Annotated in this window: 40 protein-coding genes and 1 tRNA gene; 38 read left to right on the forward strand and 3 right to left on the reverse strand. The window is 52.6% G+C overall.

The annotated features are described in order from the left end of the window. From BUA40_RS07025 to BUA40_RS07180, 32 genes are all read left to right on the forward strand, one after another. On the forward strand, nucleotides 1–95 hold a 95-nt coding region (locus BUA40_RS07025; RefSeq protein WP_139258114.1), incomplete at its 5' end, for an EF-Tu C-terminal domain-related protein. Nucleotides 96–104: 9 nt separating this feature from the next. Then, nucleotides 105–413 carry a 30S ribosomal protein S10 gene (rpsJ, locus tag BUA40_RS07030; RefSeq protein ID WP_072799935.1) on the forward strand — a complete coding sequence of 103 codons (309 nt, stop codon included), beginning with the start codon at nucleotides 105–107 and terminating at the stop codon, nucleotides 411–413. A 5-nt stretch (nucleotides 414–418) separates the two neighbouring features. Continuing rightward, nucleotides 419–1036 (forward strand): 50S ribosomal protein L3, encoded by a 618-nt coding sequence (gene rplC / locus BUA40_RS07035; protein WP_072799936.1) that lies wholly within the window; start codon nucleotides 419–421, stop codon nucleotides 1034–1036. Beyond that, on the forward strand, nucleotides 1036–1656 hold the full coding sequence (gene rplD / locus BUA40_RS07040; RefSeq protein ID WP_072799937.1) for a 50S ribosomal protein L4: 621 nt from the start codon (nucleotides 1036–1038) through the stop codon (nucleotides 1654–1656). The genes rplC and rplD overlap by 1 nt, the downstream gene beginning before the upstream one ends. Then, nucleotides 1656–1964, forward strand: a complete 309-nt coding sequence (gene rplW / locus BUA40_RS07045) for a 50S ribosomal protein L23 (protein ID WP_072799938.1) — start codon at nucleotides 1656–1658, stop codon at nucleotides 1962–1964. The genes rplD and rplW overlap by 1 nt, the downstream gene beginning before the upstream one ends. A 2-nt stretch (nucleotides 1965–1966) precedes the next feature. Continuing rightward, nucleotides 1967–2797, forward strand: a complete 831-nt coding sequence (rplB, locus tag BUA40_RS07050) for a 50S ribosomal protein L2 (RefSeq protein WP_072799939.1) — start codon at nucleotides 1967–1969, stop codon at nucleotides 2795–2797. Nucleotides 2798–2800: 3 nt separating this feature from the next. Next, the gene (rpsS, locus tag BUA40_RS07055) at nucleotides 2801–3085 is read left to right on the forward strand and encodes a 30S ribosomal protein S19 (RefSeq protein WP_072799940.1); all 285 of its coding nucleotides are present in this window, start codon (nucleotides 2801–2803) and stop codon (nucleotides 3083–3085) included. Beyond that, nucleotides 3085–3432 (forward strand): 50S ribosomal protein L22, encoded by a 348-nt coding sequence (rplV, locus tag BUA40_RS07060; RefSeq protein ID WP_072799941.1) that lies wholly within the window; start codon nucleotides 3085–3087, stop codon nucleotides 3430–3432. Before rpsS ends, rplV begins: the two co-directional genes overlap by 1 nt. A 5-nt stretch (nucleotides 3433–3437) precedes the next feature. Continuing rightward, on the forward strand, nucleotides 3438–4097 hold the full coding sequence (rpsC, locus tag BUA40_RS07065) for a 30S ribosomal protein S3 (protein ID WP_072799942.1): 660 nt from the start codon (nucleotides 3438–3440) through the stop codon (nucleotides 4095–4097). A gap of 2 nt (nucleotides 4098–4099) precedes the next feature. Further along, nucleotides 4100–4513: a 50S ribosomal protein L16 gene (rplP, locus tag BUA40_RS07070; protein ID WP_072799943.1), complete on the forward strand. Its 414-nt coding sequence runs from the start codon at nucleotides 4100–4102 to the stop codon at nucleotides 4511–4513. After that, nucleotides 4513–4704 (forward strand): 50S ribosomal protein L29, encoded by a 192-nt coding sequence (gene rpmC, locus BUA40_RS07075; protein WP_072799944.1) that lies wholly within the window; start codon nucleotides 4513–4515, stop codon nucleotides 4702–4704. The genes rplP and rpmC overlap by 1 nt, the downstream gene beginning before the upstream one ends. A gap of 18 nt (nucleotides 4705–4722) precedes the next feature. Further along, the gene (gene rpsQ / locus BUA40_RS07080) at nucleotides 4723–4977 is read left to right on the forward strand and encodes a 30S ribosomal protein S17 (protein WP_072799945.1); all 255 of its coding nucleotides are present in this window, start codon (nucleotides 4723–4725) and stop codon (nucleotides 4975–4977) included. A 21-nt stretch (nucleotides 4978–4998) separates the two neighbouring features. Then, nucleotides 4999–5367: a 50S ribosomal protein L14 gene (gene rplN / locus BUA40_RS07085; protein WP_072799946.1), complete on the forward strand. Its 369-nt coding sequence runs from the start codon at nucleotides 4999–5001 to the stop codon at nucleotides 5365–5367. Next, nucleotides 5367–5666 (forward strand): 50S ribosomal protein L24, encoded by a 300-nt coding sequence (gene rplX, locus BUA40_RS07090; RefSeq protein WP_072799947.1) that lies wholly within the window; start codon nucleotides 5367–5369, stop codon nucleotides 5664–5666. The genes rplN and rplX overlap by 1 nt, the downstream gene beginning before the upstream one ends. 8 nt (nucleotides 5667–5674) lie before the next feature. Continuing rightward, nucleotides 5675–6214, forward strand: a complete 540-nt coding sequence (rplE, locus tag BUA40_RS07095) for a 50S ribosomal protein L5 (RefSeq protein WP_072799948.1) — start codon at nucleotides 5675–5677, stop codon at nucleotides 6212–6214. 9 nt (nucleotides 6215–6223) lie between these two features. Further along, nucleotides 6224–6409: a type Z 30S ribosomal protein S14 gene (locus tag BUA40_RS07100; protein ID WP_072799949.1), complete on the forward strand. Its 186-nt coding sequence runs from the start codon at nucleotides 6224–6226 to the stop codon at nucleotides 6407–6409. A 13-nt stretch (nucleotides 6410–6422) separates the two neighbouring features. After that, complete coding sequence (gene rpsH, locus BUA40_RS07105; protein WP_072799950.1) at nucleotides 6423–6818, forward strand: 30S ribosomal protein S8; 396 nt, start codon at nucleotides 6423–6425, stop codon at nucleotides 6816–6818. Between the two features lie 2 nt (nucleotides 6819–6820). Further along, nucleotides 6821–7360: a 50S ribosomal protein L6 gene (gene rplF / locus BUA40_RS07110; RefSeq protein WP_072800078.1), complete on the forward strand. Its 540-nt coding sequence runs from the start codon at nucleotides 6821–6823 to the stop codon at nucleotides 7358–7360. A gap of 9 nt (nucleotides 7361–7369) precedes the next feature. Further along, a complete protein-coding gene (gene rplR, locus BUA40_RS07115) occupies nucleotides 7370–7741 on the forward strand; it encodes a 50S ribosomal protein L18 (protein ID WP_072799951.1) in 372 nt (123 codons plus the stop codon). 11 nt (nucleotides 7742–7752) lie between these two features. After that, a complete protein-coding gene (gene rpsE / locus BUA40_RS07120) occupies nucleotides 7753–8235 on the forward strand; it encodes a 30S ribosomal protein S5 (protein WP_072799952.1) in 483 nt (160 codons plus the stop codon). Nucleotides 8236–8248: 13 nt separating this feature from the next. Then, entirely contained in the window at nucleotides 8249–8428 is a 180-nt protein-coding gene (gene rpmD / locus BUA40_RS07125) for a 50S ribosomal protein L30 (RefSeq protein ID WP_072799953.1), read from the forward strand. Nucleotide 8429: 1 nt separating this feature from the next. Further along, complete coding sequence (gene rplO / locus BUA40_RS07130; protein WP_072799954.1) at nucleotides 8430–8873, forward strand: 50S ribosomal protein L15; 444 nt, start codon at nucleotides 8430–8432, stop codon at nucleotides 8871–8873. After that, complete coding sequence (gene secY, locus BUA40_RS07135; RefSeq protein ID WP_072799955.1) at nucleotides 8873–10234, forward strand: preprotein translocase subunit SecY; 1362 nt, start codon at nucleotides 8873–8875, stop codon at nucleotides 10232–10234. The genes rplO and secY overlap by 1 nt, the downstream gene beginning before the upstream one ends. Then, nucleotides 10234–10452: a translation initiation factor IF-1 gene (gene infA, locus BUA40_RS07140; RefSeq protein WP_014546098.1), complete on the forward strand. Its 219-nt coding sequence runs from the start codon at nucleotides 10234–10236 to the stop codon at nucleotides 10450–10452. Before secY ends, infA begins: the two co-directional genes overlap by 1 nt. A gap of 28 nt (nucleotides 10453–10480) precedes the next feature. Further along, complete coding sequence (gene rpmJ, locus BUA40_RS07145) at nucleotides 10481–10597, forward strand: 50S ribosomal protein L36 (RefSeq protein WP_014546097.1); 117 nt, start codon at nucleotides 10481–10483, stop codon at nucleotides 10595–10597. A gap of 9 nt (nucleotides 10598–10606) precedes the next feature. Then, nucleotides 10607–10975 (forward strand): 30S ribosomal protein S13, encoded by a 369-nt coding sequence (gene rpsM / locus BUA40_RS07150; RefSeq protein WP_072799956.1) that lies wholly within the window; start codon nucleotides 10607–10609, stop codon nucleotides 10973–10975. An 11-nt stretch (nucleotides 10976–10986) separates the two neighbouring features. Then, nucleotides 10987–11427: a 30S ribosomal protein S11 gene (rpsK, locus tag BUA40_RS07155; protein ID WP_083532333.1), complete on the forward strand. Its 441-nt coding sequence runs from the start codon at nucleotides 10987–10989 to the stop codon at nucleotides 11425–11427. A gap of 18 nt (nucleotides 11428–11445) precedes the next feature. Next, nucleotides 11446–12420 (forward strand): DNA-directed RNA polymerase subunit alpha, encoded by a 975-nt coding sequence (locus tag BUA40_RS07160; RefSeq protein WP_072799957.1) that lies wholly within the window; start codon nucleotides 11446–11448, stop codon nucleotides 12418–12420. 2 nt (nucleotides 12421–12422) lie between these two features. Further along, nucleotides 12423–12887 carry a 50S ribosomal protein L17 gene (gene rplQ, locus BUA40_RS07165; protein ID WP_072799958.1) on the forward strand — a complete coding sequence of 155 codons (465 nt, stop codon included), beginning with the start codon at nucleotides 12423–12425 and terminating at the stop codon, nucleotides 12885–12887. A 152-nt stretch (nucleotides 12888–13039) separates the two neighbouring features. Beyond that, nucleotides 13040–14209, forward strand: coding sequence for a polysaccharide biosynthesis/export family protein (locus BUA40_RS07170; protein ID WP_072799959.1), 1170 nt, complete (start codon nucleotides 13040–13042; stop codon nucleotides 14207–14209). A gap of 6 nt (nucleotides 14210–14215) precedes the next feature. Further along, on the forward strand, nucleotides 14216–15418 hold the full coding sequence (locus BUA40_RS07175) for a Wzz/FepE/Etk N-terminal domain-containing protein (protein WP_072799960.1): 1203 nt from the start codon (nucleotides 14216–14218) through the stop codon (nucleotides 15416–15418). 15 nt (nucleotides 15419–15433) lie between these two features. Further along, complete coding sequence (locus tag BUA40_RS07180; RefSeq protein ID WP_178299581.1) at nucleotides 15434–16765, forward strand: O-antigen polymerase; 1332 nt, start codon at nucleotides 15434–15436, stop codon at nucleotides 16763–16765. Here the strand turns inward: BUA40_RS07180 and BUA40_RS07185 are convergent. Both BUA40_RS07185 and BUA40_RS07190 read right to left on the reverse strand, forming a co-directional pair. Beyond that, complete coding sequence (locus tag BUA40_RS07185) at nucleotides 16706–17938, reverse strand: oligosaccharide flippase family protein (protein ID WP_072799962.1); 1233 nt, start codon at nucleotides 17936–17938, stop codon at nucleotides 16706–16708. The two genes, BUA40_RS07180 and BUA40_RS07185, sit on opposite strands and share 60 nt — an antisense overlap. Then, complete coding sequence (locus tag BUA40_RS07190) at nucleotides 17926–18903, reverse strand: acyltransferase family protein (RefSeq protein ID WP_072799963.1); 978 nt, start codon at nucleotides 18901–18903, stop codon at nucleotides 17926–17928. The genes BUA40_RS07185 and BUA40_RS07190 overlap by 13 nt, the downstream gene beginning before the upstream one ends. A gap of 107 nt (nucleotides 18904–19010) precedes the next feature. On the opposite strand from BUA40_RS07190, the gene BUA40_RS07195 reads away from it, so the two are divergent. The 5 genes from BUA40_RS07195 (at nucleotide 19011) to BUA40_RS07215 (ending at nucleotide 22801) form a co-directional block, all read left to right on the forward strand. Beyond that, nucleotides 19011–19090 (forward strand) — tRNA-Leu (locus BUA40_RS07195). 40 nt (nucleotides 19091–19130) lie between these two features. Then, nucleotides 19131–20390, forward strand: coding sequence for a trigger factor (gene tig / locus BUA40_RS07200; protein WP_072799964.1), 1260 nt, complete (start codon nucleotides 19131–19133; stop codon nucleotides 20388–20390). Nucleotides 20391–20402: 12 nt separating this feature from the next. Next, nucleotides 20403–20993: an ATP-dependent Clp protease proteolytic subunit gene (locus BUA40_RS07205; protein ID WP_072799965.1), complete on the forward strand. Its 591-nt coding sequence runs from the start codon at nucleotides 20403–20405 to the stop codon at nucleotides 20991–20993. Continuing rightward, complete coding sequence (gene clpX, locus BUA40_RS07210) at nucleotides 20993–22276, forward strand: ATP-dependent Clp protease ATP-binding subunit ClpX (RefSeq protein WP_072799966.1); 1284 nt, start codon at nucleotides 20993–20995, stop codon at nucleotides 22274–22276. Before BUA40_RS07205 ends, clpX begins: the two co-directional genes overlap by 1 nt. Before the next feature lie 36 nt (nucleotides 22277–22312). Then, nucleotides 22313–22801, forward strand: a complete 489-nt coding sequence (locus BUA40_RS07215; protein WP_072799967.1) for a hypothetical protein — start codon at nucleotides 22313–22315, stop codon at nucleotides 22799–22801. A gap of 6 nt (nucleotides 22802–22807) precedes the next feature. Here the strand turns inward: BUA40_RS07215 and BUA40_RS07220 are convergent, their stop codons facing one another. Continuing rightward, nucleotides 22808–23809, reverse strand: coding sequence for a hypothetical protein (locus tag BUA40_RS07220; RefSeq protein ID WP_255369239.1), 1002 nt, complete (start codon nucleotides 23807–23809; stop codon nucleotides 22808–22810). 85 nt (nucleotides 23810–23894) lie between these two features. Here BUA40_RS07220 and BUA40_RS07225 point away from each other — a divergent pair, with 85 nt between their 5' ends. Further along, nucleotides 23895–24905 (forward strand): hypothetical protein, encoded by a 1011-nt coding sequence (locus tag BUA40_RS07225; protein ID WP_143149722.1) that lies wholly within the window; start codon nucleotides 23895–23897, stop codon nucleotides 24903–24905.

Below are 24905 nucleotides of genomic sequence, written 5' to 3' on the forward strand. Positions count from 1 at the left end.
TCGCCCCGGTGGCAATGGAAAAGCAGCTCCGCTTCGCAATCCGCGAAGGTGGCCGTACCGTTGGCGCTGGCTCCGTAACCGAAATCATCAAGTAAGGAATTATCATGGCTGGTGAACGCATTCGTATTCGCTTGAAGAGCTTCGATCATCGTATGATCGACCGCTCTGCTCAAGACATCGTGAATACAGCTAAGAACACTGGGGCACGCATTGCCGGCCCCATCCCTCTTCCGACGAAGATCCAGAAGTATACGGTGATCCGCTCTCCGCATATCAACAAGACTTCCCGTGAACAGTTCGAATCCCGTACGCACAAGCGTCTTATCGACATCCTTGATGCTACGCCGCAGACTGTAGATTCCCTCATGAAACTTGACTTGCCGGCAGGCGTTGAAGTCGAAATTAAGGTTTAATAACAATGAACGGTATTCTCGCAAAGAAATTGGGAATGACCCAAGTGTTCACGGAACAGGGCGAACGCGTTCCTGTAACGGTTCTCGAAGCCGGTCCGTGCGTGGTCGTTTGCCATAAGACAGAAGAGAAGGACGGCTACACTGCTGTCCAGATCGGCTTTGGTCTCAAGAAAGAACAGCGCGCCAACAAGGCTGAAATCGGCCACTTCAAGAAGGCTGATGTCGCTGTTCGTGAACACCTCGCTGAATTCGATGTCGCTGATCTCGAAGCCTGGCCGGTTGGCAAGGAATTCGGTGCAGCTGACTTCGCCGATGTGAAGACGGTGAACGTTTCTGGCCTCTCCAAGGGTCACGGCTTCTCCGGTACCATCAAGCGCCATAACTTCCACAGCGGTCCTCGTTCTCACGGTACGCACAACATGCGCGAACCGGGTGGTACGTCCGCTCACTCTTATCCGGGGCGCGTTTTCCCGGGCAAGCGTATGGCCGGTCAGTTCGGTAACAAGAAAGTGACCGTGAAGCACCTCCAGGTCGTCAAGGTTGACGGCGACCGCAACCTGATCTTTGTCCGCGGCGCAGTTCCCGGTGCAAAGAACAGCATCATCGTGGTGAGGAAAGACTAATGGCTACAGCAAAGCTTTTCGCCGCTACTGGCGATTTCAAGAATGATATTCAGCTCCCGGCCATGTTCGATCAGGAAGTCAACAAGGTCTGCATGTACTTGCATATCAAGGCTATCCTGAACAACAACCGTCAGGGCACTGCCCAGACCAAGAACAAGTCCGCCGTTAGCGGTGGTGGTCAGAAGCCCTGGAAGCAGAAGGGTACGGGCCGCGCTCGTTCCGGTCAGAACACCTCTGCTGTGTGGGTTCGTGGTGCCAAGGCTCATGGTCCGAAGTCCCATGACTACTTTGAAAAGGTGAACAAGAAGGTCAAGAAGATCGCCTTCCGCTCTGCTCTCGCTGCTAAGGCTGCCGAAGGCAAGGTGCAGGTGTTCGAAGCTCTCAGCTTCGGCGCTCCGAAGACTAAGGATCTCCTCGCCGTCCTCAACAAGGCCGGTCTCGAACAGCGCAACGCTCTCTTCCTCGTGAGCGAAGCTGACAAGAACCTTTACCTGTCTTCTAACAACATTCCTTGGTGCCGTTGCGCACGCGTTGCTGATGTCAACACTTACGACATCGTTCGCGCCAACAACGTCGTCATCTCCCAGGCAGCTCTCGCCGAACTGGAAGGAGGCCGCTAATGAGTGAACTTCACGAAATTCTCGTTGCACCGCACATTACCGAAGCTACCGCCCGTCTGATGGCTGCTTCTCGCAATGACGTGCACAAGTATGTATTCAAGGTTGCCAAGACCGCAACGAAGACCGAGATCAAGGACGCTATCGAAAAGCGTTTCGGCGTCAAGGTTGATTCCGTCAATACCCTTATCAACCGCGGCAAGATGAAGCGCGTTCGTATGGGCATGGTCGCCGGCAAGAAGTCCAACTGGAAGAAGGCCTACATCACGCTTAAGGCCGGGCAAAAGATTGCCGAGTTCGAAGGAGTATAATCATGGGTCTGAAGTCTTATCGCCCGCTTACCCCGACGCTGCGCTACAAGCAGATTGGTGACCGCAAGGAAATCACTGCGGACAAGCCGTACAAGCCGCTCACCGAAGGCATCAAGCGTAGCTCCGGCCGTAACAACGCCGGTGAAATCACCTCCCGCCGTCGCGGTGGTGGTCACAAGAAACTGTATCGTATCATCGATTTCAAGCGTCAGTTCGCTGGCATCCCCTGCACTGTCGAAACGATCGAATACGATCCGAACCGTTCCGCTCGTATCGCCCTGGTCAAGTACCAGAACGGCAAGCGCTGCTACATCATCGCCCCGGCTGAAGTCAAGGTTGGTGATGTGCTGAATTCTGGCGAAGGTGCCGAATTCCGCATCGGTAACGCTATTCCGCTGCGCGACATTCCGCTGAACACCATTATCCACAACATCGAAATGAAACCGGGCAAGGGCGCTCAGATCGCTCGTTCCGCAGGTGCAGGTGCAGAACTCGTCGCTAAAGACGGCAAGCTCTGCCAGGTCAAGCTCCCGAGTGGCGAAGTTCGCTACATTCCGGAAGATTGCCTCGCCGTCGTGGGTCAGGTTTCCAATATCGATCACATGAATGAATCCTCGGGTTCTGCAGGCCGCTCTCGCTGGCTCGGCATTCGCCCGTCCGTCCGCGGTGTCGTTATGAACCCGGTCGATCACCCCCTTGGTGGTGGTGAAGGTCGTACCTCTGGTGGTCGTCATCCGTGCTCTCCTTGGGGTAAGAACTCTAAGGGTGCCAAAACTCGTAACAATAAGCGTACCGATAGATTCATCGTACGTCGTCGTCAGAAGAGGGCCTAATTCATGTCTAGATCCCTTAAGAAAGGTGCTTTCGTGGATTCCCACGTTATGACCAAAGCCCAGGCTATGGCCGGTTCCGACAAGAAACAGGCTATCAAGACCTGGTCCCGTCGTTCCACCATCATTCCTGATATGGTCGGACTTACGTTCTCCGTCTATAATGGCAAGCAGTTCATCCCCGTGTACGTGACCGAAAACATGGTCGGCCACAAGCTGGGTGAATTCTCCATGACCCGTACTTTCCGCGGTCACCGTAAGACTGAAACCGCTGCTGGAGGAAAGAAATAATGCAAGCTGTTGCTAAAGTGAAAAACGTCCGTTACGGCGTTCGCAAGCTCCGTCGCGTTGTCGACCTGGTTCGCGGCAAGTCCGTTGCAGAAGCATTCGCAATGCTTTCTATTCTCCACACGCAGACCAAGGGTGCTCCGCTGGTCGAAAATGCTCTGAAGTCCGCTGTTGCTAACTTCAAGCAGAAGGCCGCTGGTGCCGTTGCCGCCGAAGAATTGGTCGTCAAGACCATCACTGCCGACGGTGGTACCATCATGAAGCGTATCCACCCCCGTTCCCAGGGCCGTGCTTTCCGTATCGAAAAGCCGCTCTCTCACATCACAGTCGTTGTGGCCAACAAGGAGTAATTACAATGGGTCAGAAAACTCATCCGAATGGTCTTCGTCTTGGCGTTATCCGCGGCTGGGAATCCAAGTGGTATGCCGAAGACAAGTTTGCCGATCTTCTCTATGAAGACATCGTGCTCCGCCGTTACTTGATGAAGCGTTTTGAACATGCCTCCCTTTCCAAGGTCGGCATCGAACGCACCGTCAAGAAGGTGAACGTGAACCTCTTCACTGCCCGTCCGGGTATCGTGATCGGCCGTAAGGGCGAAGAATTGGAAAAGCTCAAGGGCGAACTCCAGTTCCTCACCGGTAAAGAAATCTATATTAACGTCCAGGAAATCAAGCGCCCGGAAACGGATGCCAAGCTGGTTGCCGAAAACATCGCTCGTCAGCTCGAAAAGCGTATTTCCTTCCGCCGCGCTATGAAGCGTGCCATCCAGTCCGCTATGCGTATGGGTGTGGAAGGTATCAAGGTGCAGTGCGGCGGCCGCCTCGGTGGTGCTGAAATTGCCCGCGTCGAAAAGTATGCTGAAGGCCGCGTGCCTCTGCACACTCTCCGCGCCGACATCGATTACGCGACTGCCATTGCTAAGACCGTTTATGGTTCCATCGGTATCAAGGTGTGGATCATGCACGGTGAAAAGATTGGCAAGGACGTCATGAACGATAACAAGAGAGAGAAGTAATTATGCTGAGTCCTAAAAGAACATTACATCGTAAGCAGATGAAAGGCCGCATGAAGGGCATTGCCTCCCGCGGCAACTCCATCGCCTTCGGCGAATTCGGCATTCAGGCTCTCGAAAAGTGCTGGCTCACCGCTCGCCAGATCGAAGCAGCTCGTATCGCCATGACCCGTAAGATCAAGCGTGGTGGCCGTGTGTGGATCCGCGTGTTCCCCGACAAGCCGATCACCCGTCACCCTGCAGAAGCTCGTATGGGTAAGGGTAAGGGCGCCGTCGAATTCTGGGCAGCCGTTATCCTCCCGGGTCGCATCATTTTCGAAATGGGTGGTGTTGAACGTGAACTGGCCATGGAAGCTCTCCATGTCGCAGCACAGAAGCTCCCCCTCAAGTGCAAAATCATCGAAGAATCGGAGATCTAATGAAGGCACGTGAATTAAAGGAACTGGGCGTTGACCAGCTCAAGGAAAAACTGGCTCAGTTGAATCTCGATTTGTTCAATTACCGTATGGCTGCTAAGCTCGGTAACTTGGAAAAACCCTCTTCGATCCGCAATACCCGTAAGGATATCGCTAGGGTCAAGACCATCCTCACCGAAAAGGCCAAGGCATAAGCCGGGCAGGAGCAGGAAATGGATAGAAACCTTCGTAAGGTAAAGCAGGGTGTCGTTTCTTCCGACAAGATGGATAAAACCATCACTGTCGTGGTTGAAAACCGTAAGCGTCACCCGGTGTACAACAAGATCATGACCACCACCAAGAAGCTCAAGGCTCACGATGAAAACAACGAAGCCGGTGAAGGCGACCTGGTGGAAATCATGGAAACTCGTCCGCTCTCTGCAACGAAGCGTTGGCGCCTCGTTCGCATTGTAGCTAAGAAGAAATAATCGTTTTGGAGTAAGGCGAATATGATTCAAGAAGAAACCAGACTCGTCGTGGCCGATAACAGTGGAGCCAAGGAAGTCGCCTGCATCCGTGTTTTGGGTGGCACCAACCGTCGCTATGCCAGCATCGGTGATGTCATCAAGGTAGCCGTTAAAGACGCTATCCCCCAGAGCAAGGTGAAGAAGGGTTCCGTAGCTGACGCCGTCGTCGTGCGCACTCGCAAAGAAATTGCCCGTCCGGATGGCACGTTCATCCGTTTCTCGGACAACGCCGTGGTTCTCATCAACAAGGATGGCGAACCTCGTGGAACCCGTATTTTTGGACCGGTGGCTCGTGAGCTCCGCGACAAGAAATACATGAAGATCATCTCCCTCGCACCTGAGGTTCTCTAATGGCCAACATCAAGAAGAATGATAACGTCAAGGTGATTTCCGGTGCCAACAAGGGCAAGACCGGCACCGTGATCAGTGTCAAGGGTGGCAAGGTGACCGTTTCGGGCGTGAACGTCCGCAAGCGTCATGAAAAGCCGTCCCAGACCAACCAGACTGGTGGCATCATTGAAAAGGAACTGCCGATCGACATTTCCAACGTGATGCTCCTCGAAGGCAACACTCCTGTCCGTACCCGTATCGTGCGCGAAGCTGGCAAGAAGGCTTCCCGCGTGAGCGTCAAGTCCGGCAAGGCTATCTGAGGTAACACATGAACCAGATGAAGCAATTTTATCTCGAAAAAGTAGTTCCGGCCTTGCAGCAGAAGTTTGCTTACAAGAACGTGATGGAAATTCCCCGCCTCCAGAAGATCGTGCTCAACATGGGTGTCGGCGCTGCCGCCTCTAACCGCAAGATCCTGGATGAAGCCGTTGACACTCTGACCGCTATTACCGGCCAGAAGGCTGTCGTCACCAACGCCAAGAAGGCTATCGCTCAGTTCCATCTGCGCGAAGGCATTGGTATCGGTGCCAAGGTCACCCTGCACGGCGACAACATGTGGGACTTCCTCTTCCGTCTCATCAACATCGACCTCCCGCGTGTCCGTGACTTCCGTGGTCTCGCACGTCGTGGCTTTGATGGCATGGGTAACTTCACCCTCGGCATCAAGGAACAGACGATCTTTGTTGAAATCGACATTGACAAGATTTCTCGTACCTTCGGTATGGACATCTCCTTCGTGACCTCTGCAAAGACGGACGAAGAAGGCCGCGCCCTGCTCGAAGAACTTGGACTCCCCTTCAGGAAGTAAGGTAATACCATGGCAAGCACAAGAATGATTGAAAAATGCAAGCGCACCCCGAAGTATACCGTTCGTGGGTACAACCGCTGCAAGCGTTGCGGTAGGCCGCACGCCTTTATGCGCCGCTTTGGCCTTTGCCGTATTTGCTTCCGCGAAATGGCACTCGCCGGCGAAATCCCCGGTATCACAAAGTCGTCTTGGTAAGGAGAGTATACTCATGGCAATGACAGATCCTATCGCCGATATGCTCACCCGTATCCGCAATGCCGCTTCGGCAAAGCTCCCCGTGGTGGACATTCCTGCCAGCAACTTGAAGCGTGAAATCGCTCGCGTGTTGCAGGAAAAAGGTTTCATTAAAAAGTTCGTCGTCGTTGAAGACGGTAAGCAGGGCGTTTTGAAGGTCCTCCTCCGTTACACGAAGGGCGAATCCGCTATCCAGGGCATCCAGCGCATTTCTTCGCCGGGTCTCCGTCACTACGTTGACGCCGCAAAGCTTCCGCGCGTTCGCAATGGCCTTGGCTATGCTATCATCTCCACATCTAAAGGCGTGATGACCGACCACGAAGCCCGCAAGGAAAACGTGGGTGGTGAAGTCATCGCAAAGGTATGGTAAAGATGTCCCGTATCGGTAAAGCTATTATCAATATCCCGGCCGGCGTGAAAGTCGCCGTCAATGGTCAGAACATCAAGGTTGAAGGTCCTCTCGGCAAGCTCGAGACCGACGTTCATGAACTGATTGCAATCAAGCTCGAAGGCAACCAGCTTTCCTTCTCTCGTCCTGACGATCAGAAGTTCACCCGTGCCATCCACGGCACCACTCGCGCTCTCGTTGCCAACATGGTCGAAGGCGTGACCAAGGGTTTCCAGAAGACGCTCGAAATCGTCGGCGTTGGTTACCGTGTGGAACAGAAGGGCAAGGACCTCAACTTGGTTCTCGGCTTCTCTCACCCGGTTATCTTCAAGGCCCCGGAAGGCGTTGAACTCAAGGCTGTTGACCCGCTGAAGATCTCCATCAAGGGCATCGATAAGCAGAAGGTCGGCCAAGCTGCGGCAGAAATCCGCAAGTACCGCAAGCCTGAACCGTATAAGGGCAAGGGCATCAAGTACGAAGGCGAAATTGTCCGTCGTAAGCAAGGTAAGAAGACAGGTAAATAAGGGTAAACTATGACTGCAATTGCTAAGAAAAGAATCCAGTCCAGAATCGCACGCCACGAACGCGTACGCAAGTCTGTTGTCGGAACTGCAGAATGCCCTCGTTTGGCTGTTCGCCGTTCCTTGTCCCACATGGTAGCCCAGATTATCGACGACGAAAACAACAAGTCTCTCGTCCAGCTCACCACCACTGCCAAGGAATTCCAGGCTAAGTTTGGTGAAATGACGAAGTCGGAACAGAGCAAGCAGCTCGGTATCCAGATTGCTGAAGTCGCTAAGTCCAAGGGCATTGAATCCGTGGTCTTTGACCGCGGCGGTTACATCTATCACGGTCGCGTTCAGGCTCTCGCTGAGGGAGCTCGTGAAGGCGGACTCAAATTCTAGTGAGGTACACTTTGGAACGCGAAGCTCAAGTTTCTGAATTTGAAGACAAGGTTGTACACATCAACCGTTGCGCTAAGACCGTCAAGGGCGGTCGCCGTATGTCCTTCTCCGCTCTCGTTGTCGTTGGCAACAAGAACGGCAAGGTCGGTGTTGGTCTCGGTAAGGCTAAGGAAGTTTCCGAAGCTATCCGTAAGGGTACCGAAGCCGCCCAGCGTAACATCGTTGAAGTGCAGCTCCTCGACGGCACCATTCCCCACGACATCGAAGTCAAGAGCGGCGCAACCCGCATCCTCTTGATGCCGGCTGCTCCGGGTACTGGTGTTATCGCCGGTGCCGCTGCCCGTGCCGTTCTCGAACTGGCCGGTGTGCGCAACATCCTCACCAAGATTCACGGTTCTTCCAACCCGAGCACTGTCGTGAGCGCCTGCCTCGAAGGTCTCTTGGCCCAGAAGAACAAACAGGACTGCGCTGCCCTCCGCGGCGCCAATGCCTAAGGAGTAATACACGATGAAGAAAGTTCGTATTACTTTGATTAAGGGTACTGTCCGTCGTCTCCCGATGCACCGCGCTAACGTGGCTGCTCTCGGCCTCCGCAAGATCGGACAGTCTGTTGAACACGTTTTGACCCCCAGCATCCAGGGCATGATCAATGCCGTGGCTGACATGGTGAAGGTCGAGGAGATCTAAGATGGAACTCAATACTCTCAATCCTGGCAAGGCTGCCAAGGGCAAGAGCCGCAAGCGCATTGGTCGCGGTCCGGGTTCCGGTTGGGGCACCACCGCTGGTCGTGGCCAGAAGGGTGCCGGCGCTCGTAAGAGTGCACAGGCCGGTCGCGTCGCCTTCGAAGGCGGCCAGATGCCGATCCACCGTCGTATCCCGAAGCGTGGCTTCAAGTCTCACTTCGCCAAGGACACGCAGATCGTTAACCTCAAGAAGCTCGCTTCTTGCAGCGTGACGGACTTCGACGCCCAGGCAATGTTTGACCAGGGTTTCATCAAGAACATCGAACTGCCTATCAAGGTCCTCGCATTCGGTACCATCGACAAGGCAATCAATGTAAAGGTTAACGCCATCAGCGAAAAGGCTAAGGCCATGATTGAAGCTGCTGGCGGCAAAGTCGAGATCGTCTAATGGAAGCTCTCAAGAAAGCCCTTGATGCGTTCGCTAATGCGTTTAAGATTGAAGACCTGCGTAAAAAGCTTCTTTTTACGCTCGGTGTTCTGATCATCTATCGCCTTGGTGCACACATCACCATTCCCGGAGTGAATTCTGCCGTTCTGGCGGAGTTCTTCCGTAACTCGAATAATTTGTTCGGCCTGTATGACTCCTTCACGGGCGGTGCCTTTGCTAAGGCAACTATCTTCGCCCTGGGTATCATGCCCTACATCAGTGCATCCATCATTATCCAGTTGATGGGTTCCGTTATCCCGGCTATCCAGATGTTGCAGAAGGAAGGCCAGGAAGGGCGCGCCAAGCTGAACCAATATACCCGTTACTTTACGGTAGCTCTCGCTGCCTTGCAGGGATGGGGCATTTCTGTGTGGCTTTCGTCCCTTAAGGTGACAACCGCTACCGGTGCCGGAGTGTCTGTCTTGGCTGATGACTTCGCTACGGGCGCCGGAAACATCGGTTTCCGTTTACTAGCTACCCTGACCTTCACCGCCGGTACGATCTTCGTGATGTACCTGGGCGAGCAGATTACCTCGCACGGTGTGGGTAACGGTATTTCTCTTATCATCTTCGCCGGTATCGTCGGCGGCCTTCCGCGGGCTGCCCTTGCAGAATTCGAAATGTTTAAGGAAGACATCCAGCCTCTCGCTATCGAGATCTTTATCTTGGCAGTGGTGGTCTTGATTGTTGGCTTTATCGTATTCGTCGAGCAAGCGAACCGTCGCATTCCACTCCAAAGTCCTCGCAGGACTGTCGGTTCCAAGGTCGTGGGCGGTCAGTCCAGCTATTTGCCCTTCAAGGTGAATACCGCTGGCGTGATTCCCGTGATCTTCGCAAGCTGCATCATGTTCATTCCGGCCATGATCGCTTCCTGGTTCCCGAACGTTTCTGCGATGCAGTCCTTTGCGGCTGCGTTCATCCCGGGTCACATTACCTATAGTGTGATCTTCGCTCTCCTGATTATATTCTTCACCTACTTCTACACGGCAATCCAGTACAACCCTAACGACATTGCCGAAAACCTCAAGAGAAGTGGTGGATTTATTCCGGGAATCCGTCCGGGTAACGAAACTGCAAAGTACATAGACCACGTTCTCACGAGAATTTCTTTGCCTGGATCGCTTTTCCTCGCTTTAATCAGTGTTGGTCCGCTCCATCTCAAAGACGCACTCAATATGAGTTTCTATATTGGGGGCACCTCGGTACTTATCGTGGTCGGTGTGGCGCTGGATACGCTCCGTCAACTCGAAGCCCAGTTGCATACCAAGAATTATGAAGGTTTCCTCAAGCATGGCCGCATTCGCGGCAGGATGGCGTCTTAGTGGCTAAAGAAGAAGGAATACAAGTAGAAGGTGTTGTGTTGGAAGCTCTCCCCAACGCTTTCTTCCGTGTCCAACTCGGAAATGGCCACGAGATTCTCGCTCATGTTTCAGGAAAAATGCGTCGGCATTTCATTCGAATTTTGCCGGACGACAAAGTGTTGGTAGAGATTTCCCCCTACGATCTTAACCGTGGGCGAATCACATACCGTTACAAGTAATAGGTATTTTCAAAGAAAGGTCAAACCTATGAAAATCAAAGCCTCCATCAAACCCAGATGTGAAAACTGCAAGATCATCCGCCGTAAGGGTGTATTGCGCATCATCTGTTCGAAGAACCCCCGTCACAAGCAGAAGCAGGGATAAGGAGATCGTATGGCACGTATCGCTGGTGTCGATTTACCGAAAAACAAGACTGTTGAATACGGTCTGACGGCAATCTATGGTGTCGGTCTGTTCACCGCTAACAAGGTCTGTGCTCAGCTGGGCATTGACAAGAACAAGAAGTGTGACGACCTGACTGAAGAAGAACAAGGTAAGATTCGTCATCTCCTCGAAGACGAATACTCCGTGGAAGGTCAGCTCCGCGCAGAAATCACCTTGAACATTAAGCGTCTGCAGGATATTGGCTGCTATCGCGGCATCCGCCACCGCAAGGGTCTCCCTGTTCGCGGTCAGCGCTCCCGTACCAATGCCCGCACTCGTAAGGGCCCCAAGAAGACTGTGGCTAACAAGAAGAAGTAAGGAGATTCATCGTGGCTGAAGAAGAAATTAAGGAAACTGCTGCCGCTGCCGAAGCTCCGGTCGCTGCTGCTACAGAAGAAAAGGTCAAGAAGGGCAAGAAGCGTATCGACGTTCAGGGTATCGCCTGCGTGTTCGCTTCCTTCAACAATACAATCGTTTCTATCACCGATGCTCGCGGCAACGTGGTCGCTTGGGGCTCTCCGGGTAACTCCGGTTTCAAGGGCTCTCGCAAGAGCACTCCGTTTGCTGCCCAGCTCGCCGCTGAAGTCGCTGCCCACAAGGCTTTCGACCTCGGTATGCGCAAGGTAGATGTCCGCGTCAAGGGCGCAGGTGGCGGTCGTGAATCCGCTGTCCGTGCTATCAAGAATGCGGGCCTCGAAGTTCTCTCTATTCGAGACGTGACGGGCGTTCCGCACAATGGTTGCCGTCCTAAAAAGAAGAGAAGAGTCTAATTAAAAGAGGTATCGCCAATGATGTGGAAATCACTTCAGATGCCGCGCAGCTTCCAGAAAGTGGAAACCGGCGAAGATGGTCGCTACGCCAAGTTTGTCGTAGAGGCTTTGGAACGTGGCTGGGGTATTACCCTCGGTAACGCCCTCCGTCGCTCGCTCCTTTCCTCTCTGCAGGGTGCGGCTATTGTCTCCGTGAAAATTGAAGGCGTCGATAAGGAATTTTCGACGATTCCGGGTGTGAAGGAAGATGTCACTGACATTATCCTGAATCTCAAGAGCATCCGCGTGAAGCTCCTGTCCGACCACGACGAAACCCTCCGCCTGGACATGTCCGGCGAAGGTGAAGTCACGGCCAAGGACTTCATGGACAATCCGAATGTCGCCATCTTGACTCCGGACGTCCATATCGCTACTTTGAACGGTAACGCATCGCTCTCCCTGGAAGTGAAGATTTCCAGCGGTCGCGGCTACGTCACTGCCGACGAATTGAAGGACAAGGACGCTCCGATTGGCGTGATCGCCATGGACGCCAACTTCAACCCGGTGCAGAAGGTCGCGATGCACATCAGCGATACCCGCGTTGGCCAGAAGACGGACTACAACCGTCTGGAACTGGAAATCACGACTGACGGTTCCATCGATCCGGAAGACGCTCTTGCATACGCTGCAAAGCTCCTCATGGACCACTTGGAAATCTTCATCAACTTCGAAGGCGATCTCGAAAGCCCCGAAGAACTTGAAATGGATGAAGAACGTCAGCGTATCGCCCAGCTCCTGCGCACCCGCGTGGACGACCTGGAACTCTCCGTTCGCTCCAGCAACTGCCTCCGTATGGCAAACATCCATACCGTTGGCGAACTTGTGCGCAACAAGGAAAACGATATGCTTAAATACAAGAACTTCGGTCGGAAGTCCTTGGTGGAACTTAACGAGGTGTTGACCTCCATGGGCCTCTCTTTTGGCATGGACGTCGATGACTACTTGAAGGATTAAACATGAGACACGGTGTAAAAAACAAGAAATTGGGCGTTAACGCTCAGCACAAGCGTGCCATCCTCCGCGCTCTTACCACTTCTATTCTTGAGAAGGGCATGGAAGCCGAGCAGAGCAACCGCTACGTGCGCACTACTCTCCACAAGGCTAAGCTCGTCCGCAGCTGCGTGGATCGCATGATCACTTATGCAAAGAAGGGTGACCTTTCTGCACGTCGTGAAGCTTCTCGCTTCGTGATGAGCCCGAAGGCTGTGCAGGACCTGTTCGCAACGATCGGTCCTCGCTACGCTGGCCGTAACGGCGGCTACACGCGCATCATCAAGCTCGGCCCGAACCGCGCTGGTGACGCTTCCGAAATGGCTCTCGTCGGTCTCGTCGAAGACGAAATCGTCGTGAAGACCAAGAAGGCTGCTGAACCTGCCAAGTCCGATGCTGTGAGCATGGTCGAAGGCGAAAGCAAGGCATAATTGATCTTTGTGCAAAAGATTAAAGCAGGGTTCCGATGCGAATCGGGCCCTGTTTTTTTGTAGTTGGGCCTTGGGGGCATTGATCAAAAATCCAAGCTACAAATAGCTCACAATTTGTACCTCGAGCCATTATTTTTGTATTTTATAGAAACATGCGTAACTTTATACTATTCATAGCTTTACTTTGCGTTAGCCTTTTTGCCGATGACGATCTTTTTAGTTCGGGATTGCTTTCCGCGAAGAAAGGCGGAATCTCTTCGAGAAGCTCTGTCGCGATGCAGCCTTCTTTTGCTGAATCTCCCGTGGATTCGAACTATGTGCTTGGCCCGGGCGATTTCCTGGACTTGATGCTCGAAGAAAATTATTTGTCGGTGCAGGTGTATCCGGACGGATCTGTCGCCATTGAAGAATGCGGCGGTGTCGTCGTAGGTGGCAAGACGCTTGCCGAAGCACGCGAATTGATTTTGGATCTTGTAGCCAAGCGTTACAAGCGCGACCAATGCTTTGTCCAGCTGGCTGCACTCAAGAAGTTTAAGGTGAACGCCATGGGCGCCATTGCGCAGGTGGGCCAGCAGTTGGTGGAACCGCAGACGAGACTTAGCATGTTCTTGCGTCAGGTGGGCGGAACCCTTTTGAGTGCCGATATCGAAGACGTGCAAGTGATTCGCGGTAGCGACACGATTCACGTTGATTACAGTGCCATGTCGACGAAGGGTGAATTTGCCAACGACATTATGCTGGAACAGGGTGACAAGGTTTACGTGCCGTTCGTGAAGATGGGCCAGAACGTTACCTTGATTTTCCCGGGTTACAGGACTAGCGCCGCCTACCAGGAAGGCCGCACCTTGCAGGAATACTTTGATCTTGTGGGCGGTTTCCGCTTGCATAACTATGGCTACAAGGCGTTATGTGTTCGCGAACCCGGAGCGGCTCCGCGCTGGCTCGACATTTCTGAAATGAGCAAGACGACGGTTGCCCCGAATACCGAAGTTGAATTCTCGGTGCAGGAAATGCTTGTGTATGTGGGCGGCTCCGTCAGCTATATCGGAAGGCTTCCTTACAATCCCTCGTGGCATGCGCTTGATTACGTGGCGGCGTCGGGAATTAATACGATTACGGGTACATGGAACCAGATCAAGGTGTGGCGCGGCAAGAAGCCCGAACCGCTTTACCTGAGCGTGACCGAAGACCAGATTTTGCCGGGCGACTATATCGAAATTCCGAAGAGCCGCTATGAATCTTTCAAGGATTTCACGTTGTTCCTTGCATCGCTCTTGACTGTGATTTCTTCGGCATTCATCATTTACGTCAACTATAAGTAGTTTTGTATGGAAAAGCAGGAATCGGTCGGTTTTATTGAAGTCTGTCTTCGTCTGCTGAATAACGACTTGAAGCATTTCAAGTTGTGCGCGGCGATAGTCCTCATCCCTACGCTTGTCACCTTTATTCTTGTCATGTGGGTGATCAAGCCCGTGTATGCGGCAACGGCTATCGTGACTCCTCCGTCTCCGTCTCAGACTTCGTTGAGTGGTTTGAGTTCTATGCTGGGCGGCGCCTCTGGCATGAGTTCGCTCCTCGGTTTTGCCAATGCCAACGAAGACGAAAACGCTGTTTGGACCATTCTCAATTCATGGGAATTGCATGACCAGGTGATCAAGGAATTCAACCTGGCGGAACATTATGAATTCGATGGTGATTTCCATGCGGACTTGCTGAAGGAATTCCGCAAGAATTTCGAAGTGGAATTCAACAAGGAAGACATGTTCGCTATCACCATAGAAGACGAAGACTTTAGGCTTGCAGCAAAGATGGTCTCGTTCATGCTTGAGAAGGCGGACTCCGCGTTCAACGCATTCAAGACGGCGCAGGCAAGGCAGTCTAGAATCTATTTCCAGAGCAGGCTCGATTCCTGCGAACACGCGCTAGATTCCCTGGTGGCTGACTTCGTGAAGTTCCAGGTGGACAACAATTTCTACGATCCGAACGTACAGCTTGAATCGACGATCAAGTACCTGGGCGCCTTGCAGGCCAAGCGTGAAGAAGTGTCTATCGAAATGGCTTTCGAAAAGGCGGACCGCGGCGAAAAGAGCAAGCGCTATGATGAATTGACCAAGCGCTACCAGGGCGTGAATTCTGCATTGCACGGCGCATTGAAGGGCCGCCACGAGAACATGGGCATGGTCGCCCTCAAGAAGTCTCCGGAACTTGGCGCCGAATACATGCGTCGCGAAACGGAAATCCGCGTGCAAGAAGCCATGTACAAGCTGCTTCGTCAACAGAGCGAACAGATGCGCATGGAAGAAGCGAAGATGCTTACGAACCTGCACGTGCTTGAACCGCCTTGGGAAAACGACAAGAAGATTTACCCGTTGAGGGGTGTCACCTTGATTTTCGTTTTCTCTGTGGCTTGCATTATTGCGACGATCGTCAGCAACTTGCTCGGCTACCTGGCCTGCGAATCGAAGCGCGGCTCCTCGGTGGCTGTGGAATGGAACGCCTTCAAGGGATTCTTTAAAAAGAACAAGGGCTAGCCCGTGTTTTCGTGGGTGATAGAATATCCGGTCAGCGCCGCCCTTTTTCTGGTAGTCATTTTTTGCCTATTCCAGTCTTGGTGGTTCAAGAAGGATTTCTTCAGTCCGCTCAACGTCTATTGCTTTGCGCAGTGCATTACCCTCGCTATCTCTTATTTGCAGATAAACAGGGCGATGAGTGACTTTAAGCTTTATACCTGGGGCGTGTGGCTCCTGGGATTCTTGTCGTTTGCAAGCGGCTGTATTATCGCAAGGCTTCATGCGAAGTCGAAGGCGTTGCCGGTCAACGTCGCCCAGCCAGTAGCCCCGAAACGCTACAACTGGACGGTTCACCTGGTACTTTCGTTTGGCGTATTCTGCCTGTTCCTTGTGGGCGTTTACGGCGTATTCTCGGTGGTGGGCAACCTGATCATATTTACGGATAGCCCGGCCAAGTGGATGACGAAGGATATCAACTACGGTTATTACGCTCTCTTGTTCAATAGCGGTCCGTTGTGTGTCCTGCTTTTCGGTGTGGCGGCATTTAAAAAGTTCAATAACGTGCAGTGGGTGCGCCGTGTGGCCGTTGTCATGGTGTTCGTAACGATTGCCATAAACCTGATGACGTACCCGAACAGAACGACTCTGTTTTTCAATGTCGGTTTCTTCTTGATTTTTGTGAACTACCTGTATAAGCGGATTTCGCCGATAGTCATTGCGGCGCTTCTGGTGGTTGCCATCGCGGTTTTCGTATCGATCGGTAGTCTTCGTGACCAGTACGGTGGCGGCTCTGCCGAAGGCAAGGCGATGGATGTGGTTCTGGAACTGCCTTACAAGTACCTGGCGAACAATTACTGGAATTTGGATTATGCCCTGAACCCGCCGAATGATCGCGAAATCCATCCGCATACATACGGAATCGATTTCTTTAACGGCATTTTCGAATATGCGAAACTCACGGGTTCATTCAGGAACAGTTTCCACTGGGACGATTCCTTCAACAATAAGATTCAGAAGGTGGAAGGGTTCAATACGGTGAACTACCTTTGGGAAGTTTACAAGGACTTCCACTTGTTCGGCGTGTTCCTGCTTCCGCTCTTGTGCGGGATTGGCCTCACGGTGCTTCACTTGCGCTTGTGCAAGCCCTTTACCCCGCGACAGGTCCTGATGTATACCTACTTCATCTACTTTGTGGGATGGTGGTTCTTTACGGCAGGTTACAAGCAGGGGATTTTCTGCATCTGGGGTGCAGTGATTTATTTCGTTTCTACCGTGTGCATGTGGCAAAAGCGCGGCACGGTTAAAGAATTACCAGCGGAGCCTGCGGTTTCTGACAAAGTAAGCGAGCAGGAACAGACTCAGGCATAAATCGCCCGAAAGCGTGAGTGCCGGAATGTAAGGCGCCTGGAGCAAGTTTGCACCGCCGATACAGACGGCAATGTTGATGATGCCGCCGATTGTAATCATGATGCCGTAGAGCCAGGTGCGCTTTTCTTTCAGTAATGTTGAAATCATTCCCATGCGGGTTGCCTGGAGTATCAGGGAGCAGGCGAGAATGCGCAGGCAGTAACAGCTGGTTTCGAGAACATCGGGTGTCCAGGGGGCTGCAAAGAAAATAATCCGGAGCGTGTATTGCGGGAAAAGCCAGAAGGGTGTCGTGGCCGCGGCGATGAAAAGCGTGAATACGGCTTGGTCGCGCAAGTGGAGGACGCGGGTATCGGTTTGGTGGAGGGTTATGAGGCTTGACGAAATGAAATGCACCATAAGCCCTGAAGCGAGAATGATAAGCTTGTGCGAGAAGTTGTAGGCGCCCAGGAATTCGGGAGTAGTAAAGTGTGCGACCGTGTAAAGGCCCACGGGCAGGTAGGCAAAGCTTGCGATGCTCGAAAGCGCATAGGGGCATGCCGACTTGAACATGAGTTTGAAGAATTGGATGGTGTGCAAGCCGATGCGGAATATCTTCAGGGTGAATGCCTGGCCGACACCGAAACCGAAGGCGGGTAGAGCCGCGATCACCATGGCGAGCGCAATCAATGGGATAGAATCAAGCTTGAGCACCCAGAGGGCAATCCCCATGACGGTGCAGTAGGACAGCGTATGGAGAACCTTGGAAATCAGAAGTTTTTTCCAGAAGTTACCGCAAATGAAGTACCAGTCAAAGAAGGCGTGTTGGAAGAGTAGACCAAGCGCAAGAACCAGTTCACCTTCGAAGACGTCGCTTTCTCTTCGGACGGCGAAGGCGAAGACGACCATGGCGATGGCCGCTAAGGTTGTCATGAAGAGCCTGAGTTGCAAGACATTGGTGAACAGGGTGCCGTTTGTGGCGCGCTTGCCGAAAAAGGCCAAAATGAGCGTTGCCATGCCAAAGTCGGCGAGGGCGCAGAAGATGGTGTAGTCGCTTTGCAGGATGCCGAAGGAACCGAACTTGACAATTCCCAAATTGTTTGCGATAAGATTCTGTACAACGACAGAAACGCCCTGGATGAGGACATTGACCAGAGAGATGAAAACGCCTATCTTGATGTTTCTTAGAGCTTGCATGATTTTATGCGTTTCTGAACAAAGACGGTAAAGGGGAGGATGATGACGCAAGCGATTGTATAGAGCGCAATCTTTAGTTCTACGGAGGCGTCGGGCAAGATCCTTTTGACGACAATCGAAACGCACACGATGACGAGCCAGTGCAAAACGTAATAGGTCATGGAATCTTTGCCGATGACTTGCAACCTTGTTTTTTCAAGTAGGCGAATTTTGGCGATATGGTCGAGGATGACGATGCCTGCAAGCGATGCAGGGAGCCATAAGAGGTACGTACCGCTAGAGACCTGGTGGAGATGCATGTCTACCTGCGGATTGTCGAAGGCATAGATGGCGATAAATGTTATGATGGCGGCAATAAGGACAGGACGCTTGAATTGCAGGTCTTTTGAGTAATGCCCTGCCGCAAGGAAGAATAATCCTGCAGAGATGTTTCCGAGATAATGGGGCAGATCCAGGGGCGCATACATGAAGGCGCAGGCGGCAAGGAGTCCGATGATGGCGATGATGTAGTCGGGCAGCTTCTTAAAAAGAATGTTGAAAATGATTCTTGCAAAAAAGAGGCTGAACAGGAACCAAAGCGGAGGATTGCTTTCGAGGGCGCCGCCCATCAATAGATTGCGCAAGTTGTCCCGAATGAAGCCGATTGTCGTAAAGCCTTCGTTGCTCATCTTGGCGGCGTATTCGAGGCATGCGCCGCAGAGTGAAAATACTGCGAATGGAATCAGGAGCCTTTTGGCCGAAGCTTTGATTTCGACAAGCGTGTCCTTGAGGCGGAAATACATTCCGGCCTTGAAGAAGAACCAGGGCATCATGAAGAATAACAGGCTGCACCAGAAAAAGTACAGGGAGGTTTGTCCGTGCCACAGCCCCGCATGCTGCGTGATGTGGCCGAATATCATATGGATAATCAGGAAACCGCAAGCAATATCGGGGTAGAGTTGTCTTTTGGTCGGTGTGATTTCCATAACTAAAAATTAGCATCTTTCTTTGACAAAATTGCCCTTCCCGGCGATAAATAAGGTGAATGGAGATATCGGTAAATGAAAATTTTTGTATCTTTGGGTGCAAAATCGCGAGAGTGGCGGAATTGGCAGACGCACCAGACTTAGGATCTGGCACTTCGGTGTGAGGGTTCGACTCCCTCCTCTCGCATGTTTTTCAATAATTTTTTAACCGACTCTCGGAGTTCATTATGAGCGTAGAAATCAAAGAAACAAGCGCAACCGTGCGCACACTCGAAATCACCATCCCGCAGGCAGACCTCACTGCTCCTTTCGAAAAGAAGCTGGGCCAGTACAAGAAGCAGGTGTCCATGAAGGGTTTCCGCCAGGGCATGGTGCCGAAGGCCATGATCCTGAAGCAGTTTGGCGGCGCTATCCGTCAGGAAGCTGTGGATGAAGTCGTGAACAAGCTTGTTCAGGAAGCGCTCAAGAACGCAAATATTATTCCGGTTGGCCAGATGAAGGTCGTGGATTTCAAGGACGACAAGGAAAACGACATCGCACTTAAGGTGGAAGTCGAAATGGATCCGGAAATCGACATCAAGGGCTACGCCGACACGGGCGTTACCGTTCCCGAAACTGCCGTCCACGAAGAAGAAGTCAAGGAAGAATATGACCGCTTGATCCAGATGTGGAGCAAGGACGAACATGTGGACCGCGCTGCCGCCAAGGGCGACGTCGTGGTGGGTAACTACCTCGAAGTGGTGATCGACGGCGAAAAGCAGGAACTCCCGGAAAACAAGGAATTCCGTAGCCTCCTCGGCCAGTCCGCTTCTCCGGGATTCGACGAAGGTCTCACCGGTGCAACTGCCGGCGAAACCAAGGAAATCAACTTCAAGTACCCGGATGACCACAAGGACGAACGCTATCGCGGCAAGACCGCTCAGTTCAAGGTGGAAATCACCGACGTGCGCGCTATTGTTCCGCCGACCATGGACGAAGAATTCTGCAAGCAGATCGGCGTGAAGGACGTCGAAGAATTGAAGCAGAACCTCGCCGAAGGCCTCGCTAACCAGAAGCAGGACGCCGCCAAGAACAAGGCTATCAACGAAGCTCTCGACAAGATTATCGAAGCCAACCCGTTCGAAGTGCCGAAGGCTCGCGTCTATGACCTGATCAAGTGGACGCTGAACCGCAACGCCCAGAGCGAAAAGGACGTGGTGGAACCGACCGAAGAACAGCTGAACGGCCTTACTCCGGAAGCAATCCGCGAAATCAAGAAGCACCGCATTCTCGACTTTATTGCAACTAAAGAAAAGATCAAGCCGTCGCAGGCTAACGTTGATGAACGTCTGAAGCAGATGGCCGCCGCCTACCATGTGGACTTTGAAACCCTCAAGGGCCACTTCCGTCAGTCCGGCCGCATCAACCAGCTCCGCGATGAACTCCGTGTTCAGATGGCTGCCGACTTCATCGTCGGTATCCGCCCGGCTGCTGAAGAAAACAAGTAAGAGGTAAACTGAATGATCATCCCTACCGTCATTGAGACCACCGGACGCGGTGAACGCGCCTACGATATCTACTCCCGTCTCCTCAAGGAACGCATTATCTTCCTGGGCACGCCGATTAACGACGAAGTGGCAAACAACGTCATGGCCCAGCTGATTTTCCTTGAATACGAGAATCCGGAAAAGGATATCACGCTGTACATTAACAGCCCGGGTGGTTACGTGTCGGCAGGGCTTGCCATTTACGACACCATGCAGCATGTTCGCCCCAATATCGCGACCATCTGCATTGGTAACTGCGCTTCGATGGCTGCAGTGTTGCTTGCGGCAGGTACCAAGGGCAAGCGCTATGCGCTCCCGCACTCCCGCATTATGCTTCACCAGCCGTCGGGTGCTGCTACCGGTCAGTCTACCGATATCCAGATTACTGCAAAAGAAATCGTACGCACTAAGGAAACCTTGGCAGAAATTGTTGCCAAGCATACCGGCAAGTCCATTGACGAAGTCCGCGAGAAGACCGACCGTGATTTCTATATGGGCCCCGAAGAAGCAAAGGCCTTCGGCGTTATCGACGAAATCTTTGTTCCGCGTAAAGAGGGAATTTAATGTATCGTAGCGGGAAAAATCACCCGACGGTTACGTGTAGTTTTTGCGGCAAGCCCGCAGAACGCGTCGAAAAGATGATTACGGGCGCAGGCGTACAGATTTGTAGCGACTGCGTTGCGATGTGCCACCGCATTATCGAAGAAGACCGCGTGCGCGCGAAGCAGGAATCTGCGGCTGCCGAGGCTTCTTCCAAGCCGCTCCCGCTACCTACAGAAATCAAGGCCCACCTAGACGAATACGTCATTGGCCAGGACCAGGCAAAGACTGCCCTTTCGGTGGCTGTGTACAACCACTACAAGCGTCTGCGTTACAAGCAGGCTCACCCCGATGCGCAAGAAGTGGAAAAGTCCAACTTGCTCCTGGTGGGTCCGACCGGTTCGGGCAAGACGCTTTTGGCACAGACCATGGCGCGTTTCCTGGATGTCCCCTTTACCATTGCCGACGCTACCGTGCTGACTGAAGCCGGTTACGTGGGCGAAGACGTGGACAGCATCATTGTGCGCCTGTTGCAGGCTGCTGACTACGATGTGGCCCGCGCTGAACGCGGTATCATCTTTATCGATGAAATTGATAAGATTGCCCGTAAGACTGCCAACCCCTCCATTACTCGCGACGTGAGCGGTGAAGGCGTGCAGCAGGGTCTTTTAAAGCTTTTGGAAGGTACCGTGGCTGCCGTGCCGCCGAAGGGTGGCCGTAAGCACCCCGAACAGCCGCTTGTGCAGGTGAACACCAAGAACATCCTGTTCATTTGCGGTGGCGCCTTCGAAACGCTCGACAAGATTATTTCCCGCCGCGTGAATACGGGCGGCATGGGTTTCGGTGCCGACATCCGCAGCGCCGAAGAAAATTCCCTGACAGAACTTTTCAAGCTCCTGGAACCCGATGATTTGATCCAGTTTGGCTTGATTCCCGAAATCGTGGGCCGTTTGCCCGTTGCTGTTGCTCTTGAAGAACTCGACGAGGCTGCCCTCCTGAATATTTTGACTCAGCCGAAGAATGCCCTTGTGAAGCAGTACAAGAGCCTGTTCGAAATGGACGGTATTGAGCTGAAGTTTGAAGACGATGCCCTCAAGGAAATTGTCCGCGAAACTATGGCCCGCAAGACAGGTGCCCGCGGCCTCCGTTCCGTGATGGAAAAGACATTGCAGAAGGCTATGTTCGAAATGCCGGGCTCCGGCAACAAGCAGTTCGTGGTGACTGCAGAAATTGTGAAGAGCGGCTTGCAGGCTCCTTCGGAGAAGAAGTCCGAATCTGCCAAGAAGAGCCGCAAGAAGGCTTCGTAAAACGAAAGAACTCGTTATCAATAGCTGGCTTACACAATGTCAGAATTAAATCGTGAATCCATGGTGGAATTCTTCGGTGAAGAAGAATTCAAGAAGTTGTGCAATCATGAGGCGGGACACGCCCTGATTGCCTATTTGTTCAAGCGCCCGCTGGAATACGTGAAGATGGACATGTCCAAGGAGCGTCCGGGCATTACGCACATTGCCGGCAGCGAACTGGAAGGTGATGCCCATATCGCTATGGCGGGGCATTTGGCGGAATTTCTGATGCGCAAGGATTTTTCCTGCGATTTGGATACGGTCATGAAGGAGCTGCCTGCGGAGCTTTACAAGAGCGATCCGGATTACCAGCGTTTTCAGGCGGCCTGCTATTATTTTCAGCTGGCGGAAACCAGCGTGGTGGAGCAGGATTTCAACATCCTGATGGCATGCCGCAAGTCCCTTTGCGGAATTGCAAACGCCTTAAATGAACGGCTCTATTTGAGCCGTAGCGATATCGAAGAAATCTTGAAAGGGAATTCGTAGCTTCTGCTACGATTTCTTTTTTGAAGCCTTGGCGCGTTCTGCCTTTACGGTTTGTACGGCGGCCTTGAGGGCGTCCTTTTTGGCTTGCTCCTCTTCGGGAGTGGGCTTGGTGTCTTCGAGCAGGCGGTCGGCCCATTCGTCCCAGAAACGGCAGCGTTCACCTTCGAGTTTCATTTTGGCAAACTTCACCGGTTCAGTTTCGACGGCGAGTGTCACGACCGATTCCTTGTAAGCCTGCGGAAGGCCTGCCACGTGAGCCATACGCTGCTTAAGTTCGGCCACGGTGGCATCGAGAATATCAACTTCAAAGCGGCGTTCTATGTAGCGGCGGGTAATAAAGCCGAGGGCCATAAAGTAGTCGCCCTGATTGCCTTCGGCGAGGTAATTCTTCTGGCGGAGTTCCTTAAGGGCAAGCACCGCTTCTTCGTACGGCGGGAGTCTCGGGGCGGCACCAGCCTTCGCAAACTTTTTATGCAGGAACCAGCCGAGGAATACGAGGAGGGCAACGCCTACCACAATCAGCACGATGTAGAGCCACTGCGGGAGTCGCGGGTCATCCATCGGATCTTCGACTTCCAAGATGTCGTCTTCTTCGCCGGTGGTGCGGGTAGAAACTTTGACGGCTACGGGGTCGGTGCTTGTTTTGACGGTGTCGCTACCGACGATGGCGCTCACTTGCTGCGGGGCGATCAGAAAGTCGCCACTCACGAAGGTGTTGAGCGTTGCAAGCCAGGTGAATTTGGCGGTGCCCTTGGGCATGCCTTCGGTCACCTTTTCGTTCTTCATTTCCTTGACTTCGAAGCTGCCGAGGTTTCCGACAAAGCTCGGCAAGTCGACGATTGCGTTTTCGGGGGCCACTACCTGGATTTCGTAATTGAACATGTCGCCCACGAACACCTGGGCGTTATCGACGTTCGCCTTGACCGATACATCGAAGGCGAGGGCGCTTGTGGCACAAAATGCGATTGCAGAAAAAAGAATTGCGAGAGAGCTAAAAATTCGAGACATATAAACCTCAGTGCCCAAGAATATACAAATTTTGGGGTGTGCGGGGCAACTTTGGCGAGTTGTTTATCTATATTCCCATGGGCTTATGCTTTGGCGAAGAATTTGCAAATTGGTGATTGTTTCGGTGCTGTTTGTTGCCGCATTTGCTGTTGCAGATGAACCTGCCGATAGCTCTGCTGTTAAGACGGATTCTGTTGCGGTGGCTGATAGCACAGGGCTCAAGACTTCGCGCGAGGGCACGCTTTCGATAGTTTCTCTTTTGTTGCCGCACAATTCGCTCAAGAATTCGGAGACTTTGCATAACTGGCCTTTTTTTGCGTTTGCGGTGCCTGCGTACACATACCATTTTAAGGTGCAACAGGATTTCGGCAAATTGCTGAGTTTTAAGGGCTTGGCTTCGGGCGATGTGAACTTTGCTGGGGTTGGCGTAAAACTTGATGCTGCAATTGAACTGATGCATTTGTTGGAATTGGGCGCCGAGGCGAATACGGGGACGGCGCTGAACTATGGTCGCACTGCAACTTTTATGGGTGTTTACCGGCCCGAAAAACGAAAGTACAGGCGTGATATTATGTTTACGGAATACGCATACGGCATGCGTTACCACACGGCGCTCACGATTCCGTTGCTTGCTTTTTTGCCCAAGAGTGATTGGACCAAGATTATTTTGAAGGGGACGGCGGAACTCCGGTATTCTGCATATACGGGCGCCGAAGATAAAGAGGTGTGGAAAGCCGGCAACGAAAACATGGTGAACGGCTTTAAGTACAAATATGGCGGTACGCTCATCTATATGATGCCTTTTGAGCGTGTGCCTATGGCGATGCTTGCAGTGAATGCGAGCGGCTTTAAGCATGAATATGATTTTGACGATGCATACAAGGATTACAATCCGAGCTTTGTAACGGTGAGTATAACTCCGATGGCATCGATCAAGGTGAGCCAAAAATGGAACGGCATGCTTATGGCGTCTGTCTCGCGCGACCGCAAATTTGAAAATCATCGATACCCGACAACCGAGGAATTATTGCAAAAGCAGGTGGGGAGCGAATGGGATTTGCGTACGGTCATGTTTGTCATGAGCCGGAAATTCTAG

Source organism: Fibrobacter sp. UWT2, assembly GCF_900142545.1.
Classification (GTDB): domain Bacteria; phylum Fibrobacterota; class Fibrobacteria; order Fibrobacterales; family Fibrobacteraceae; genus Fibrobacter.

Bases quoted from the DNA above. Each gene is read 5' to 3' on its own strand.
- rpsJ (WP_072799935.1), top strand. From the start codon at position 105: ATGGCTGGTGAACGCATTCGTATTCGCTTGAAGAGCTTCGATCATCGT.
- rplC (WP_072799936.1), top strand. From the start codon at position 419: ATGAACGGTATTCTCGCAAAGAAATTGGGAATGACCCAAGTGTTCACG.
- rplD (WP_072799937.1), top strand. From the start codon at position 1,036: ATGGCTACAGCAAAGCTTTTCGCCGCTACTGGCGATTTCAAGAATGAT.
- rplW (WP_072799938.1), top strand. From the start codon at position 1,656: ATGAGTGAACTTCACGAAATTCTCGTTGCACCGCACATTACCGAAGCT.
- rplB (WP_072799939.1), top strand. From the start codon at position 1,967: ATGGGTCTGAAGTCTTATCGCCCGCTTACCCCGACGCTGCGCTACAAG.
- rpsS (WP_072799940.1), top strand. From the start codon at position 2,801: ATGTCTAGATCCCTTAAGAAAGGTGCTTTCGTGGATTCCCACGTTATG.
- rplV (WP_072799941.1), top strand. From the start codon at position 3,085: ATGCAAGCTGTTGCTAAAGTGAAAAACGTCCGTTACGGCGTTCGCAAG.
- rpsC (WP_072799942.1), top strand. From the start codon at position 3,438: ATGGGTCAGAAAACTCATCCGAATGGTCTTCGTCTTGGCGTTATCCGC.
- rplP (WP_072799943.1), top strand. From the start codon at position 4,100: ATGCTGAGTCCTAAAAGAACATTACATCGTAAGCAGATGAAAGGCCGC.
- rpmC (WP_072799944.1), top strand. From the start codon at position 4,513: ATGAAGGCACGTGAATTAAAGGAACTGGGCGTTGACCAGCTCAAGGAA.
- rpsQ (WP_072799945.1), top strand. From the start codon at position 4,723: ATGGATAGAAACCTTCGTAAGGTAAAGCAGGGTGTCGTTTCTTCCGAC.
- rplN (WP_072799946.1), top strand. From the start codon at position 4,999: ATGATTCAAGAAGAAACCAGACTCGTCGTGGCCGATAACAGTGGAGCC.
- rplX (WP_072799947.1), top strand. From the start codon at position 5,367: ATGGCCAACATCAAGAAGAATGATAACGTCAAGGTGATTTCCGGTGCC.
- rplE (WP_072799948.1), top strand. From the start codon at position 5,675: ATGAACCAGATGAAGCAATTTTATCTCGAAAAAGTAGTTCCGGCCTTG.
- BUA40_RS07100 (WP_072799949.1), top strand. From the start codon at position 6,224: ATGGCAAGCACAAGAATGATTGAAAAATGCAAGCGCACCCCGAAGTAT.
- rpsH (WP_072799950.1), top strand. From the start codon at position 6,423: ATGGCAATGACAGATCCTATCGCCGATATGCTCACCCGTATCCGCAAT.
- rplF (WP_072800078.1), top strand. From the start codon at position 6,821: ATGTCCCGTATCGGTAAAGCTATTATCAATATCCCGGCCGGCGTGAAA.
- rplR (WP_072799951.1), top strand. From the start codon at position 7,370: ATGACTGCAATTGCTAAGAAAAGAATCCAGTCCAGAATCGCACGCCAC.
- rpmD (WP_072799953.1), top strand. From the start codon at position 8,249: ATGAAGAAAGTTCGTATTACTTTGATTAAGGGTACTGTCCGTCGTCTC.
- rplO (WP_072799954.1), top strand. From the start codon at position 8,430: ATGGAACTCAATACTCTCAATCCTGGCAAGGCTGCCAAGGGCAAGAGC.
- secY (WP_072799955.1), top strand. From the start codon at position 8,873: ATGGAAGCTCTCAAGAAAGCCCTTGATGCGTTCGCTAATGCGTTTAAG.
- rpmJ (WP_014546097.1), top strand. From the start codon at position 10,481: ATGAAAATCAAAGCCTCCATCAAACCCAGATGTGAAAACTGCAAGATC.
- rpsM (WP_072799956.1), top strand. From the start codon at position 10,607: ATGGCACGTATCGCTGGTGTCGATTTACCGAAAAACAAGACTGTTGAA.
- BUA40_RS07160 (WP_072799957.1), top strand. From the start codon at position 11,446: ATGATGTGGAAATCACTTCAGATGCCGCGCAGCTTCCAGAAAGTGGAA.
- rplQ (WP_072799958.1), top strand. From the start codon at position 12,423: ATGAGACACGGTGTAAAAAACAAGAAATTGGGCGTTAACGCTCAGCAC.
- BUA40_RS07170 (WP_072799959.1), top strand. From the start codon at position 13,040: ATGCGTAACTTTATACTATTCATAGCTTTACTTTGCGTTAGCCTTTTT.
- BUA40_RS07175 (WP_072799960.1), top strand. From the start codon at position 14,216: ATGGAAAAGCAGGAATCGGTCGGTTTTATTGAAGTCTGTCTTCGTCTG.
- BUA40_RS07185 (WP_072799962.1), bottom strand. From the start codon at position 17,938: ATGCAAGCTCTAAGAAACATCAAGATAGGCGTTTTCATCTCTCTGGTC.
- BUA40_RS07190 (WP_072799963.1), bottom strand. From the start codon at position 18,903: ATGGAAATCACACCGACCAAAAGACAACTCTACCCCGATATTGCTTGC.
- tig (WP_072799964.1), top strand. From the start codon at position 19,131: ATGAGCGTAGAAATCAAAGAAACAAGCGCAACCGTGCGCACACTCGAA.
- BUA40_RS07205 (WP_072799965.1), top strand. From the start codon at position 20,403: ATGATCATCCCTACCGTCATTGAGACCACCGGACGCGGTGAACGCGCC.
- clpX (WP_072799966.1), top strand. From the start codon at position 20,993: ATGTATCGTAGCGGGAAAAATCACCCGACGGTTACGTGTAGTTTTTGC.
- BUA40_RS07215 (WP_072799967.1), top strand. From the start codon at position 22,313: ATGTCAGAATTAAATCGTGAATCCATGGTGGAATTCTTCGGTGAAGAA.
- BUA40_RS07220 (WP_255369239.1), bottom strand. From the start codon at position 23,809: ATGTCTCGAATTTTTAGCTCTCTCGCAATTCTTTTTTCTGCAATCGCA.
- BUA40_RS07225 (WP_143149722.1), top strand. From the start codon at position 23,895: ATGCTTTGGCGAAGAATTTGCAAATTGGTGATTGTTTCGGTGCTGTTT.